The sequence below is a fragment of the Streptomyces sp. NPDC005566 genome, from assembly GCF_040605575.1.
In the GTDB taxonomy this organism is placed as follows: Bacteria; Actinomycetota; Actinomycetes; order Streptomycetales; family Streptomycetaceae; genus Streptomyces.
Genome location: NZ_JBEXDB010000003.1, coordinates 150,843 through 163,601 on the forward strand (window position 1 = coordinate 150,843; position 12,759 = coordinate 163,601).

12 protein-coding genes and 1 tRNA gene are annotated in these 12,759 nt (G+C 68.3%); 10 read left to right on the plus strand and 3 right to left on the minus strand.

Translation table 11 applies throughout. The features are described 5' to 3' along the window. Window positions 1-37 precede the first annotated feature (37 nt). Both ABZS61_RS05995 and ABZS61_RS06000 read left to right on the plus strand, forming a co-directional pair. Entirely contained in the window at window positions 38-1,069 is a 1,032-nt protein-coding gene (locus ABZS61_RS05995; RefSeq protein ID WP_356416750.1) for an ArsA-related P-loop ATPase, read from the plus strand. Beyond that, on the plus strand, window positions 1,066-2,481 hold the full coding sequence (locus tag ABZS61_RS06000; protein WP_356416752.1) for an ArsA family ATPase: 1,416 nt from the start codon (window positions 1,066-1,068) through the stop codon (window positions 2,479-2,481). The genes ABZS61_RS05995 and ABZS61_RS06000 overlap by 4 nt, the downstream gene beginning before the upstream one ends. A gap of 44 nt (window positions 2,482-2,525) precedes the next feature. On the opposite strand, the gene ABZS61_RS06005 is transcribed toward ABZS61_RS06000, so the two are convergent. Next, window positions 2,526-2,876, minus strand: coding sequence for a WhiB family transcriptional regulator (locus ABZS61_RS06005; protein WP_329209618.1), 351 nt, complete (start codon window positions 2,874-2,876; stop codon window positions 2,526-2,528). 791 nt (window positions 2,877-3,667) lie between these two features. Here ABZS61_RS06005 and ABZS61_RS06010 point away from each other — a divergent pair. Beyond that, window positions 3,668-5,902: a transglycosylase domain-containing protein gene (locus ABZS61_RS06010; protein ID WP_356416755.1), complete on the plus strand. Its 2,235-nt coding sequence runs from the start codon at window positions 3,668-3,670 to the stop codon at window positions 5,900-5,902. Window positions 5,903-5,989: 87 nt separating this feature from the next. Here ABZS61_RS06010 and ABZS61_RS06015 read toward each other — a convergent pair whose 3' ends face one another. Further along, on the minus strand, window positions 5,990-6,454 hold the full coding sequence (locus ABZS61_RS06015; protein WP_351165615.1) for a GatB/YqeY domain-containing protein: 465 nt from the start codon (window positions 6,452-6,454) through the stop codon (window positions 5,990-5,992). Between the two features lie 79 nt (window positions 6,455-6,533). Here ABZS61_RS06015 and ABZS61_RS06020 point away from each other — a divergent pair, with 79 nt between their 5' ends. Both ABZS61_RS06020 and ABZS61_RS06025 read left to right on the plus strand, forming a co-directional pair. Then, the gene (locus ABZS61_RS06020) at window positions 6,534-7,472 is read left to right on the plus strand and encodes a metallophosphoesterase (RefSeq protein ID WP_356416757.1); all 939 of its coding nucleotides are present in this window, start codon (window positions 6,534-6,536) and stop codon (window positions 7,470-7,472) included. Between the two features lie 110 nt (window positions 7,473-7,582). Next, window positions 7,583-7,656 (plus strand) — tRNA-Pro (locus ABZS61_RS06025). A gap of 173 nt (window positions 7,657-7,829) precedes the next feature. Here ABZS61_RS06025 and ABZS61_RS06030 read toward each other — a convergent pair. Further along, on the minus strand, window positions 7,830-8,516 hold the full coding sequence (locus tag ABZS61_RS06030) for a hypothetical protein (protein ID WP_356416759.1): 687 nt from the start codon (window positions 8,514-8,516) through the stop codon (window positions 7,830-7,832). A gap of 560 nt (window positions 8,517-9,076) precedes the next feature. Here ABZS61_RS06030 and ABZS61_RS06035 point away from each other — a divergent pair. The 5 genes from ABZS61_RS06035 (at window position 9,077) to ABZS61_RS06055 (ending at window position 12,643) form a co-directional block, all read left to right on the plus strand. Next, window positions 9,077-9,238: a hypothetical protein gene (locus ABZS61_RS06035; protein WP_356416761.1), complete on the plus strand. Its 162-nt coding sequence runs from the start codon at window positions 9,077-9,079 to the stop codon at window positions 9,236-9,238. 158 nt (window positions 9,239-9,396) lie between these two features. Beyond that, entirely contained in the window at window positions 9,397-9,780 is a 384-nt protein-coding gene (locus ABZS61_RS06040; protein ID WP_356416763.1) for a VOC family protein, read from the plus strand. A 313-nt stretch (window positions 9,781-10,093) separates the two neighbouring features. Further along, on the plus strand, window positions 10,094-11,353 hold the full coding sequence (locus ABZS61_RS06045; RefSeq protein ID WP_356416765.1) for an LAETG motif-containing sortase-dependent surface protein: 1,260 nt from the start codon (window positions 10,094-10,096) through the stop codon (window positions 11,351-11,353). Window positions 11,354-11,505: 152 nt separating this feature from the next. Further along, the gene (pyrF, locus tag ABZS61_RS06050; protein WP_356416767.1) at window positions 11,506-12,201 is read left to right on the plus strand and encodes an orotidine-5'-phosphate decarboxylase; all 696 of its coding nucleotides are present in this window, start codon (window positions 11,506-11,508) and stop codon (window positions 12,199-12,201) included. A 70-nt stretch (window positions 12,202-12,271) separates the two neighbouring features. Then, window positions 12,272-12,643 (plus strand): VOC family protein, encoded by a 372-nt coding sequence (locus ABZS61_RS06055; protein WP_356416769.1) that lies wholly within the window; start codon window positions 12,272-12,274, stop codon window positions 12,641-12,643. Window positions 12,644-12,759: the final 116 nt, after the last annotated feature.

Sequence of the window (12,759 nt, forward strand, 5' to 3'; positions counted from 1 at the left end):
TGCGTAGCCTGCCTGCCGACTGGTTAGGCTCGAAGACGTGAGCAGGTTCCAGGTCGTCAGCGGCAAGGGCGGGACCGGTAAGACCACGGTCGCCGCCGCACTCGCGCTCGCCCTCGCGACCGAGGGCAGGCGCACCCTCCTCGTCGAGGTCGAGGGCAGACAGGGCATCGCCCAGCTCTTCGAGTCCGAGGCCCTTCCGTACGAGGAACGCAGGATCGCCGTGGCGCCCGGCGGCGGGGAGGTCCATGCGCTGGCGATCGATGCCGAACGCGCGCTGCTCGACTACCTCCAGATGTTCTACAAGCTTGGCGGTGCCGGCCGGGCGCTGAAGAAGCTCGGCGCCATCGACTTCGCCACCACCATCGCGCCCGGCGTCCGGGACGTCCTGCTGACCGGTAAGGCCTGTGAGGCCGTGCGCCGCAAGGACAAGCAGGGCCGGTACATCTACGACTACGTGATCATGGACGCGCCGCCCACCGGCCGCATCACCCGCTTCCTCAACGTGAACGACGAGGTGGCGGGGCTCGCGCGGATCGGCCCGATACACAATCAGGCGCAGGCCGTGATGCGGGTCCTGAAGTCTCCCGAGACGGCGGTCCACCTGGTGACACTCCTCGAGGAGATGCCGGTCCAGGAGACCGCGGACGGCATCGCGGAGCTCCGGGCCGCCGAGCTGCCCGTGGGGCGGGTCGTGGTGAACATGGTGCGCCCCCATCTGCTGGACGAGGACGCGCTGCGGACCGCGTCGGGGGGCCGCCGCAAGGAGATCGCGAAGACGCTGACCAGGGCGGGCGTGACGGGTTCCGCCGGGCTCGTACGGCCATTGGTCGCACAGGCCGCCGAGCACGCCCAGCGGGTCGGCCTGGAGCGCGAACAGCGCGCGGTGCTTGCCGGGCTGGGGCTCCCCACCGCCGAACTGCCACTGATGGGCGAAGGGGTGAGCCTCTCCGCGCTGTACGAGCTGGCGGCGGAGTTCCGTAAACAGGGTGTGGGCGACGAGACGGTGGACGCGGCGGGGCAAGGGCCCGCAAGGGGCGCGCGGCGCCCCGGACAAGGGGTGGGTTCATGACGCTTGGCACGGACATCGCACCGGGGCTGGACACCGACGCGCTTCTCGACGACCCGGGGATCCGGATCGTCGTGTGCTGCGGCTCGGGCGGCGTCGGCAAGACGACGACCGCCGCGGCGCTCGGTGTACGGGCGGCCGAGCGCGGACGCAAGGTCGTCGTCCTCACCATCGACCCGGCCCGCCGGCTCGCCCAGTCCATGGGCATCGACCAGCTCGACAACATCCCGCGCCGGGTCGAGGACATCGGCGGCGACGGCGAACTGCACGCCATGATGCTCGACATGAAGCGCACCTTCGACGAGACCGTCGAGGCGCACACGGACGCCGAGCGGGCCCGCGCGATCCTGGAGAACCCCTTCTACCAGTCCCTGTCGGCCGGTTTCGCGGGCACGCAGGAGTACATGGCGATGGAGAAGCTCGGGCAGCTGAGGGCGCGCGACGAGTGGGACCTGATCGTCGTCGACACCCCACCGTCCCGCTCCGCACTCGACTTCCTGGACGCGCCGAAACGTCTCGGCTCGTTCCTGGACGGAAAGTTCATCCGCCTCCTGATCGCCCCCGCGAAGATCGGCGGGCGGGCCGGGATGAAGTTCCTCAATGTCGGCATGTCGATGATGACGGGGACGCTCGGCAAACTGCTCGGCGGACAGTTCCTCCGGGACGTACAGACCTTCGTAGCGGCGATGGACTCCATGTTCGGCGGATTCCGTACCCGGGCCGATGCCACGTACAAGCTGCTCCAGGCCCCCGGCACGGCGTTCCTCGTCGTGGCGACGCCGGAGCGGGACGCGCTGCGCGAGGCCGCGTACTTCGTGGAACGGCTGGCCGCGGAGGAGATGCCGCTGGCCGGTCTGGTGCTCAACCGGGTGCACGGCAGCGAGGCCGCGCGGCTCTCCGCGGAGCGGGCGCTGGCCGCCGCGGAAAATCTTGACGGCGTCGGCATTGTGGATCAGACGGCCGGGAAGGCTGGCCTTGGTGACCCGGCGGACCCGGCGGCCGTCACCTCTCCCGAAGCCTCCGAGTCACCGCTCTCCCCCGGGCGGAACGAGTCCACGTCACACAACCAAGAGCCGCACCAGAAGCTGCAGGAACCGCACGCCCAGAAGTCGCATGGCGCGAAGCCGCATGCCCCGTCCAAGGAGCCCGAGCACACGGAGGAGGACGACGCCTCCATCGCCGACGTCGTTTCCGTCGAGCAGCTGACCGCGGGTCTGCTGCGGCTGCATGCTGAGCGGATGCAGGTCGTCGCGCGCGAGCAGCACACCCGCGACCACTTCACCGCGCTGCACCCCGAGGTCCCGATGGCCGAGGTGGCCGCGCTGCCTGGTGATGTGCACGACCTCTCAGGCCTTCGGACCATCGGGGAACGGCTCGCGGCCGGTTCCGTCACCGCTCCGGCCGGAGCTGCGTAGGACCGCCGCCGGGCTCCCCTCACGGGGCTGCCCCGCGCACGGGACTACCCGACGGCTGCGTACGTCTCGTGCAGTTCGTCGTCCTCCAGACCGACCGCCGCGGGCAGCAAGCCCGTGGACCGCTCGTACTCACTGCGTGCGGTCTCCAGCAGACGCCGCCAGGACGTGACTGTGGGCCGTCGGCGCAGCAGTGCGCGGCGCTCCCGCTCCGTCATTCCGCCCCATACGCCGAATTCGACGCGATTATCCAGCGCATCGGCCAGGCACTCGGTCCGCACCGGGCAACCGGTGCACACCGCCTTGGCCCTGTTCTGCGCTGCCCCTTGTACGAACAGTTCATCCGGATCGGTAGTGCGGCAGGCTGCCTGCGCACTCCAGTCGGTTACCCAGCCCATGCCGGCGCCGTCCTCTCCCGAATCGAGGCTCCCCCACGGCGGCAGCGGCATATTCACCGCTGCCAGTTGAGGACGTTACGGAAGCAGGCGACAGCACAACACCCCCTTCGGGCCCAATCTTGAATGGCCCGAACGGACTATGCGTACGCGGCAGATCACCCAGGGGAGTGAGGTGAGGACATGCGGGACTATCCCGGCAGAACTGGGACAGTAAGCCCAAGTCGCAACGGACATTCGGTGACACATGAGGCGAATTCGGGAACGCCTCGGCATGTGGCTGAGTTGCGCTGGGCCGTGCAGGGGGGTTGCTGCAAAACCGGACTGCTGTGACAGTTGAGAGCAGCTTAGGCCAAGGCCTGTATGTGTGTCCGGCGAATGAGAACGTAGCCACCTCGCGTTGTGATGCCGTCAGATTCGCGGGATGCCGGCTCGAACACGGCGCCGTCGTAGAGCCGCTGGTGCCACTCGTCGGCGTCCGGCCCAGGAGCAGTGGCCGACACCGGGCCGGGGCCCGCCTCGATGAGGTGCGGGAGGATCCGGACGACGCCGCAGCTGTCGTCCGGACCGGATCAGGCAGGTCAGGCGACCACCGCCACCTTCCGCGACGCCCGGGCCCGGACTGGCGCCGGCATGCGTCCGGAGCCCACGTGCCCGCCACCACCCGTGAGCGCCGGTACTGCGTCGAGGCCCCGGCCCGCCGGCCGCGCCCGGATGTCACGGTCTGGTACTCGAACGCTCCGAGGAGCCCCCGCCCCTGCGGAACGTCGCCGACTTCGGATTAGGCTGCCCTCATGCCAAAGAAGCGCTCAGGCGGGGGTCTCACCACGACCCAGCAGGCCGCCAAGTTCCTCGGTGTCGCCGCGCTGTCCGGAGCTGTGCTGGCAGGCATCGCTCTGCCGGCCGCCGGAGCGCTGGGCCTCGCAGCCAAGGGGACGGTCGAGGGATTCGACGAGATCCCCTCCAACCTCAAGACTCCGCCGCTGAGCCAGCGGACCACGATCCTGGACAGCGAGGGCGGTCTCATCGCGACCGACTACTCCCGCGACCGGACCGTCGTCCCGCTCAAGGACATCTCCCCGTACATGCAGGACGCGATCATCGCGATCGAGGACTCCCGCTTCTACGAGCACGGGGCCGTCGACCTCAAGGGCATCCTTCGTGCGATGAACCGCAACGTGCAGGCCGGCGGCGCCGCGCAGGGCGCCTCGACCCTCACCCAGCAGTACGTGAAGAACGTCTTCGTGGAGGAGGCGGGCGACGACCCGGACAAGGTCGCGCAGGCCACCCAGCAGACCCTGGGCCGCAAGGTCCGTGAGCTGAAGTACGCGATCCAGGTCGAGGAAGAGCTCGGCAAGAAGAAGATCCTGGAGAACTACCTCAACATCACCTTCTTCGGGCAGCAGGCCTACGGCGTCGAGGCCGCCTCCCAGCGGTACTTCTCCAAGCACGCGAAGGACCTGAAGGTGGAGGAGGCCGCGCTGCTCGCCGGCCTCGTCCAGTCGCCGACCCGGTACGACCCGGTCAACGACACGGAGGAAGCCACCAAGCGCCGCAACATCGTGCTGCAGCGGATGGCGGCCGTCGGGGACATCTCGCAGGACGAAGCCGACAAGGCCATCGCCAACCCGATCAAGCTGAAGGTCAGCGAGCCGAAGAACGGCTGCATCACGGCCGTCGCCGGCTCCGGCTTCTTCTGCAACTACGTACGCCAGATCGTCCTCAACGACCCGGCTTTCGGGAAGACCGACGAGGAGCGGGCCAAGCTCTGGAACCTCGGTGGTCTGACGGTCAAGACGACGCTCGATCCGAAGGCGCAGCGGGCCGCCAACGAGGCAGCGACCTCGAAGGTGAACAAGGACGACAAGGTCGCCGCCTCGGTGGTGCAGGTCCAGCCCGGCAGCGGCAAGATCCTCTCGATGGCCCAGTCGCGCCCGTACGGCCTGGACCAGAAGAAGCACCAGACGATGCTCAACCTCGGCGTCAGCAACAAGATGGGCGGCAGCACCTACGGCTTCCAGGTCGGCTCGACCTTCAAGCCGATCACGGCCGCCGCGGCCCTGGAGAAGGGCATCAGCCCTGCTCAGAGCTTCTCCACCGGCTGGAAGCTCTCGGTTCCGCAGAACTCGTACCGCACCTGCTCGGGTGCCCCCGCCGGCGGTGGCAACTGGGACCTGCAGAACGAGATGGAGTCCGAGAAGGGCGCCTGGGACATGACGGGTGCGCTCGGCAAGTCCATCAACACCTACTTCGCCCTGCTGGAGCAGAAGGCCGGTCTGTGCGAGACGGTCGAGATGGCGAAGAAGGTCGGCTACGAGCGGGGCGACGGCAAGGAGATCGAGGAGCACGCCTCGATCACCCTCGGCGGCGAGGTGAGCACCCCCCTGTCGATGGCCTCCGTGTACGCCACGTTCGCCAACCGGGGCACGTACTGCTCCCCGATCGCCATCGAGGCGATCATCGACCCCGACGGCAAGAAGATCGACGTACCGAAGTCCGAGTGCGCCCGGGCGATGAGTGAGCCGACGGCGGACACGATCAGCCAGATGCTCAAGGGCGTGGTCGAGGACGGCACCGGCACGCTGGCCGGTCTCACCGACCGCGACAACGCCGGCAAGACGGGTACGACCAACGACCGTCTGGACGCCTGGTTCGTCGGCTACACCCCGAACCTCTCGACGGCGGTGTGGGTCGGCGACGACATCGGCGAGAAGACCACCAAGATGTACAACATCACCATCGGTGGTCAGTACTACGACAAGGTCTGCGGTGGCTGTCTTCCCGGCCCCATCTGGAAGATCGCGATGACCGGTGCGCTGAGCGCGTCGGAGACCCCGTCCTTCAACCCGATCTCGGTGCCGCGTGCCAAGCCGAAGGAAGACAAGGACAAGAACAAGGGCCGGGACCGGGACCGCGAGGACGGCGACGACAGGCCGGGAACCGACGACCCGATCGGCGGCATCACCTTCCCGCCCGGCATCATCGGCGGAAACGACGGTGGCACGCGCGGCGGAGGCAACGGCCCCTGACCCCTCAGGCCGGACACGGACATGAAGGAGGGCGCTCCCCGGACCGGGGGGCGCCCTCCTTCGTCACTCCGTACGTCTCGCCGGCTCTCAGCCCGCGAGGAGCTTCTTCACCGTGGCGGCGACGCGGCCGCCCTCGGCGAGCCCCGTCACCTTCGGGTTCACGATCTTCATGACGGCACCCATCGCGCGCGGCCCCTCGGCCCCGGCAGCCTTCGCCTCCTCGACCGCGGCGGCGACGATGCCCGTCAGTTCCTCGTCCGTGAGCTGCTTGGGGAGGTACGCGTCGAGCAGCTCGCCCTCCGCCTTCTCCCGCTCGGCCGACTCGGTCCTGCCGCCCTGCGCGAAGGCCTCGGCCGCCTCGCGGCGCTTCTTCGCCTCCTTGGCGATCACCTTCTGCACCTCGTCGTCGGAGAGCTCGCGGGACGTCTTGCCGCTGACCTCTTCCTTCGTGATCGCGGTGAGGGTGAGCCGGAGGGTGGACGAGGTGAGCTCGTCACGCGCCTTCATGGCCGTGGTGAGGTCTTCCTTGAGCTTGGACTTGAGCGTGGTCATGCGGCGATTGTGACAGGTACGGGGCACCTGCCGCCCGCCGGTTTTCCTCTCGCCGCACCGTGTCTGCGACGATGGGCACATGCGCGCACGCTACGGAGTACCCCTGAAAGTCACGGCAGTCGGCGCAGCGGTCGGTGCCGCCGGCCTCGTGTACGCCGCCGGATTCGAGGCCCGCTCGTTCCGCCTGCGACGGATCACGATCCCCGTACTCCCGCAAGGAGCACGCCCGTTGCGCGTACTCCAGGTCTCCGACATCCACATGGTGAGCGGTCAGCGCAAGAAGCGCGCCTGGCTGCAGTCGCTGGCAGGCCTGCGCCCGGACTTCGTGGTGAACACCGGCGACAACCTCTCCGATCCCGAAGCGGTACCCGAGCTGCTCGACGCACTCGGCCCGCTCATGGAGTTCCCCGGGGTGTACGTCTTCGGCTCGAACGACTACTACGGCCCCAAGCTCCGCAACCCGGCCCTCTACATCCTGGAGAAGATGCAGGGCAAGCACGGCCTCAACGGAAACGCCCCGGCGGTCGGCGTTGTCCACAACCCGTGGGAACCGATGCGGGACGCCTTCGACGCGGCAGGCTGGCTCAACCTGTCCAACACCCGCGGACACCTCAAGCTGGACGGCCTCGAACTCGGGTTCACCGGCCTCGACGACCCGCACATCAAGCGGGACCGCTACGCCGAGGTCTCCGGCGGCCCCGCAACGGGCGCCGACCTGTCGATCGGCGTGGTCCACGCCCCGTACCTGCGCTCCCTGGACGCCTTCACCGCGGACGGCTACCCCCTGATCCTGGCGGGCCACACCCATGGGGGCCAGCTCTGCATCCCCTTCTACGGCGCCCTGGTCACCAACTGCGACCTGGACACGGACCGGGTGAAGGGCCTCTCCAGCCACACGGTCGGCGACAAGCGCGCCTACCTCCACGTATCGGCCGGCTGCGGCACGAACCGCTACACCCCGGTCCGCTTCGCCTGCCCGCCGGAGGCGACCCTGCTGACACTGACCCCCCGCGACTGATAGTGACCGAGTGCTCACAGTGGTTTGGTGGCGACCGAGACAAAACCGGATTTCGCCTCCGGGCACCGGTGGGCTAAAGTAATCGATGTCGCCGGGCAACCGGTGGGCATCGGGGTGTAGCGCAGCTTGGCAGCGCGCTTCGTTCGGGACGAAGAGGTCGTGGGTTCAAATCCCGCCACCCCGACAGCTGAAACACCAGGTCAGAGGCCACCTACTGAAATCAGTAGGTGGCCTCTTTCGTGCCTGGGGGCCAAACCGGGGGGTGGACAGTAGTGGACGTTCGCGGCCATCCAGCCGGCTACGGCACCAGCCAGCCCTTGCCGGCCTGCACGTCGAATCGCGTTCAGGAGGAAGCGGTCAGGCGGGGGCCATGCCGCGAACTTCGGACAGTACCGCCGTACAGGATTCGATGTACTGGATCGCGGCCGCCCTTGTGACCCCGGTGTTCTCGTAGCGCACCTGGTCGCCGAGGTCGATGAGTCTCTGGGCCAGGGACAGGGTCCGTGCCGACACACCTATGCGTCCTAGCGCGCCGATCAAGGATGACTCGGTGATGGAGGACTCGCCATTCATGTTTCGCAGGAACAGGTAGATGTACGACTCCATCCGGGCATGCGCCGTGACGACGGCTGTGGCAGGCAGGTTCTCCACCATCCGGAACGCATCGTCGAAGAGCGGGTCGATCCTGCGGTCCCCTGCCAGGTCCTCGGCGGAGATGCGCTCGGGGACGAGCCGGTGCAGCGTCTCTGTGCCGTCGCCGTCGGGTGCCGCCCCAAGCATCTGCGGGCCTGGCACCGGGTGTGCGCGGCGACGAACTTCGCCAGGGGCGATGCTGCGGGGGCTGCTCTCCTGTACTTCTTCGGCAATCTCCGCCACCTCGCGGATCATGGCCTCGAACTCCGCCGCCCCTCCCAACGTCTCTATGCGCCTCATCCGGGAGAAGAGTTCGCGCAGCTGTCTCCGAAAGGCGAGCACGCATCCCAGCGCTACAGCGGGCCACACGAGGGTCTCCACGTAGGTGCGCACCATCTCGGCGATCTCCATCTCCGCATGATGCACGGACGGTTATCGCTTAGGTAGAGGTGGCTTGAGTCATTTCCAGGGCTGTTCGGCGCGTTTGGAACCTTGCGCATCGGCTGACAGTCGAGGGGGCCCAACGGGGACCAACGCCGGAAGCCTTCCTCGTACTCTCCTGGACGTAACCTTGCGCGCCAGCCTGGGTCAAACGGCAAGCACGTGAGGTCACTTGAGCCCGCGATCGCGTTCGGGCGAAAGAGGTCGTGGGTTCAGATCCCGCCACCCCGACAGCTAAAACAGCAGGTCAGGCCCGGTCTCCTTCAGGTCGCGCCCCTCGACCTCGGCCGGCGGTAGAACTCGTCGACGGGCCTCCGAACCCGGGGTCGAGTTCGTACACGTCCTGACGGACGGGCACGTTCCTCAGCCGCCGCCCGCGCCGATCGGCCAGGAGGCACCAGGGGCACAGACCGCGAACTCCGCAGGTCAGCCCTCATCCGCGTACAAGGCCTTCCGCAATGGGCCCCGCCCTCCGCGTGACCGCGCCCCAGGGATAGCCTGCTCGCCCCTTGAAGGAAACGGGAGGCCCTGTGCACGACGTCGCCTTCTTCGTGTCGGGCCCTCTGCACCTGTATTGCCTCTTGGTCTTCGTGTGGGAACTGGACCGTCAGACCCGTGGCCGGGCCGCGAGGAAGCCGTGGATCTTCTCCGTGGTTGCAGCGATGGCTCTTGCCGAACTGCTCGACGGCTGAGTTGCTCACCGGAAGCCAGCGGCGCCGCACTTGGGCCGCGACGACCGCGACTTCCGGTGGGTCGTCCATGGCGGACCGAGGGCTGCGACGAACGTGCTGGTGCCGTCCCGCCGCAACTCGGTGGCGGACCGAGCGTCGCGTCGGGCAGGATCGCGCGCATGGTCTCGGTAGTGCAGAACGTGGCAATCGACTGTGCGGATGCCTATGAGCTGGCGCGGTTCTGGAGTGAGGCGCTCGGTTCTCCGCTGCATCAGGATGACAAGCCGGGTTCGCCGGAGACCGAGGTGATGCTGCCCGAGGGCCCGGTGCTGCATTTCAACCAGGTGCCGGAACCGAAGACGATCAAGAACAGGTTCCACCTGTGCCTGCGTCCGGAGACCACGCGCGAGGAGGAGGTCGAGCGACTGCTGGAGCTCGGGGCCACCCTCGTCGATGATCGCCGGGAATCCGATGGCGCAGGCTGGGCTGTCCTCATGGACCCCGAGGGCAACGAGTTCTGTGTTCTCCGCAGCGAGACCGACCGCGCAGCGATCTCTTCTTGACGCTCACTCACGCACCGGCCGGATGACCCGTGGCAGCTGGTCAAAGCCATCCGTCGACGGCCGCGACGAGGATGGTCGTCTCGTAGCGCGCTCAGGTCCCTGTGGCGTTCCTCACAGCGAAAGCACCCGCAGTGAAAGCAACTGCACCCTTTCGTCTTTTCTGTCTGTCACAGTGCCGCGGCGCCGACAGGAACGAGTGAAGAAACCGTGATGAGTGATCGTTGTCGCGGCCATACGATCACCTCAAGTCGCATCTGCGTGTCCCATTCCGCTGCGACCCCTTCTTTCTTTTTTCGGACCCCGAAGGGCTCTTGTGAAGATTCGCCGGATTCTTGCCACAGCTGTTGCCGCCACAGTGACCACACCTGCCCTCCTGCTGTCGGTCACCCCCGCGTTCGCCGACGACAAGCCTGCTTCGCATACGCAGGAGAAGCCGTCCATCGCGGAGCTGGAGAAGGCCGCCGCGGCAGCGCAGGCGGTGTACGACGCCGCCGTACTGGCCGAGAAGGCCGCCTACGCGGCTCTGGAAGCGTTCGAGTCCGACACCCACCCGCTGACCGTGGCGGTCGAGGCAGCCAAGACCGCTGCGGCCTCGGCGGCTACGGCCAAGGCCGAGGCCGACCAAGCGGTCATCGACGCCCAGACGGCGATCGATGACCTTCCGGAGACGGCCACCGAGGAGGAGAAGACCGCTGCGGCGACGACTCTCACCGAGGCGGAAAGCGCCGCCGTGACCGCCGCCGGTGCCAAGGCCGCCGCCGATGCCGAGGTCGCCGAAGCCGACGAGGCGCGTGACGACGCGCGGGTCGCCGCGGCCCGGGCAATCGGCGAGGCGCAGAAGGCCACCAAGAAGGCACTCGCGGACAAGACCGCCGCCGACGAGGCGCTGGCCAAGGCGAAGGAAGAGGAGGGCGAGGAGGGCGAGGACTGCGTCCCCGAGGCCAAGCTCACCACGGTCGTCACCGGTCTGCCGTCCACGGTCGTCGCCGGCACGAAGGTCAACTTCAAGCTCCGGGTGACCAACGGCACCAAGAAGACGATGGACGAGGTGCTTCCCTTCGCCTACGTCCACGCGACCGACGAGAGCGGTCTCGACGACATCGACGAACTGGTGCACCTGCAGTGGTCGTCCGCCTCGTCCTCGAAGTGGGAGACCGTCGACAACGAGCACTACATGGACGCCATCAGCCCGCTGAAGGCCGGCGCCCACGCCGACGTGAAGATGCGCCTCACGATCGACGCCTCGGCCCCCGCGGGCAACGGCGTCACCTTCGTCGCCGGTGACTACTTCAACGACAACGGCACCTGCGGCGGGACCCCGGACCTCGAGGGCTACGAGTTCCTGATCGCCGCCGCCGGCACGAAGCCCGGCAAGGTCCCGGACGCCGAGCCCACCACGTCGGACCTCACGCCGCAGACCGGCGCGTCGGCCAGTCCCGTGAACGGCAGCCTCGCCGCCACAGGCGCGTCCTCCGCGACGTCGCAGCTCGCCCTCGCGAGCGGCGCGGCCCTGGCAATCGGCGCGGGCGCGGTGTTCGTCGTACGACGTCGCAAGACCGGCTCCCACGCCTGACGCATGAGCCGGGGCGCCGACCAGGCACCCCGGCTCACGTGCTGACCGCCCAACGGGCCCGACACCGAACGGTGTCGGGCCCGTTGTCGTGACATGGCGGGCGGCCGGCTGCCGGCGGCGCACATCTGCGTGCGCTGGTTGAGAATGGCCCCGTGGAACCCACCAGTCCGATCATCGTTGCCCTGGATTTCGACAGTCGCCGAGCTGCTGAGGCACTCGTCGACCGACTCGGCCACGAGTGCCGTTTCTACAAGGTCGGGCTGGAGTTGCTCACGGCGGCTGGCCCCGACCTCGTCAGGCACCTCGTCGCGCAGGGCCATGAGGTGTTCCTGGACCTGAAGCTCTTCGAGATTCCGAACTCCGTTGCCGGAGCCGTACGTGCCGCAGGCGCACTGGGTGCATCGATGGTGACCGTCCACAGCATGGGCGGCACCGGCATCATGGCCGCCGCGGTCGCCGCCGCACGCGATTTTCCGCGCTTGCGGGTCCTGGCCCTGACCGTCGTCACCAGCATGACCGGCACCGACCTCGCCGACATCGGAATCGGCACGTCTGCCGAGGAGCAGGTGCTGCGCCTGGCGGGGCTGGCGGAGAAGGCCGGATGCCATGGCGTGATCGCGTCGCCGCAGGAGACCGCGCAGTTGCGCGGCCTGCTGGGCCCCGACTCCCTGATCGTGACTCCAGGAATCACGCTGCCCGGTGAGTCCCGGACGGAACACGCCCGCCCCGGTACACCCGGTGCTGTCCTCGCCGCCGGTGCCTCGTACATCGTCGTGGGGCAGTCGGTCACACGGGCGGCAGACCCTGCAGCAGCGCTCCGGCGGGTCCGCGCCGACGCGGGGCTGTAACCCCAAGCACCAGCGGTCCAGGTGCCTTCGGAAGGGGTTCCCGTACGCGTCACGAGGCACACTGGCCGACATGCCCCTCTCGTTGCACCACATCGTCATCGACGCCCACGACCTGCCCGCCCTGGCCCGGTTCTGGGCCGGGGTGCTGGGCTGGCGCATCCTCTCCGAGCGGGAGCGGGAGGTGGTGATCGGGCCGGACGAGTCCGCCCCGGTGGGCATCTGCTTCATGCCGGTGACCGACCGCAAGGTGGTCAAGAACCGTCTGCACCTGGATTTGACCAGCGGCGCGAAGGACCGGGAGGCGGAGATCGAGCGCGTCCTGGCACTCGGTGCCCGCAGGGTGGACGTCGGGCAGAGCGGCAGCGAGTCGTGGACCGTCCTGGCGGATCCGGAGGGGAACGAGTTCTGCGTCGTCCGCCCGAAGGAGACTCTCATCGGCTAGACCCTGGTGCGCCGTAACGGCGAAGGCTGCCGTCGGAATGCGCGTCAGCCGCGCTCCCCCAGCTGTCTGTGTGCGGGTTGCCTGTGGGTTGGAGCCCGCCCGATACGCGACAGCAG

Coding starts and splice junctions, on each gene's coding strand:
- ABZS61_RS06020 (WP_356416757.1), top strand. CDS start 6,534: ATGCGCGCACGCTACGGAGTACCCCTGAAAGTCACGGCAGTCGGCGCA.
- ABZS61_RS06030 (WP_356416759.1), bottom strand. CDS start 8,516: ATGGAGATCGCCGAGATGGTGCGCACCTACGTGGAGACCCTCGTGTGG.
- ABZS61_RS06005 (WP_329209618.1), bottom strand. CDS start 2,876: ATGGGCTGGGTAACCGACTGGAGTGCGCAGGCAGCCTGCCGCACTACC.
- ABZS61_RS06040 (WP_356416763.1), top strand. CDS start 9,397: ATGGTCTCGGTAGTGCAGAACGTGGCAATCGACTGTGCGGATGCCTAT.
- ABZS61_RS06015 (WP_351165615.1), bottom strand. CDS start 6,454: ATGACCACGCTCAAGTCCAAGCTCAAGGAAGACCTCACCACGGCCATG.
- ABZS61_RS06000 (WP_356416752.1), top strand. CDS start 1,066: ATGACGCTTGGCACGGACATCGCACCGGGGCTGGACACCGACGCGCTT.
- ABZS61_RS06010 (WP_356416755.1), top strand. CDS start 3,668: ATGCCAAAGAAGCGCTCAGGCGGGGGTCTCACCACGACCCAGCAGGCC.
- ABZS61_RS06055 (WP_356416769.1), top strand. CDS start 12,272: ATGCCCCTCTCGTTGCACCACATCGTCATCGACGCCCACGACCTGCCC.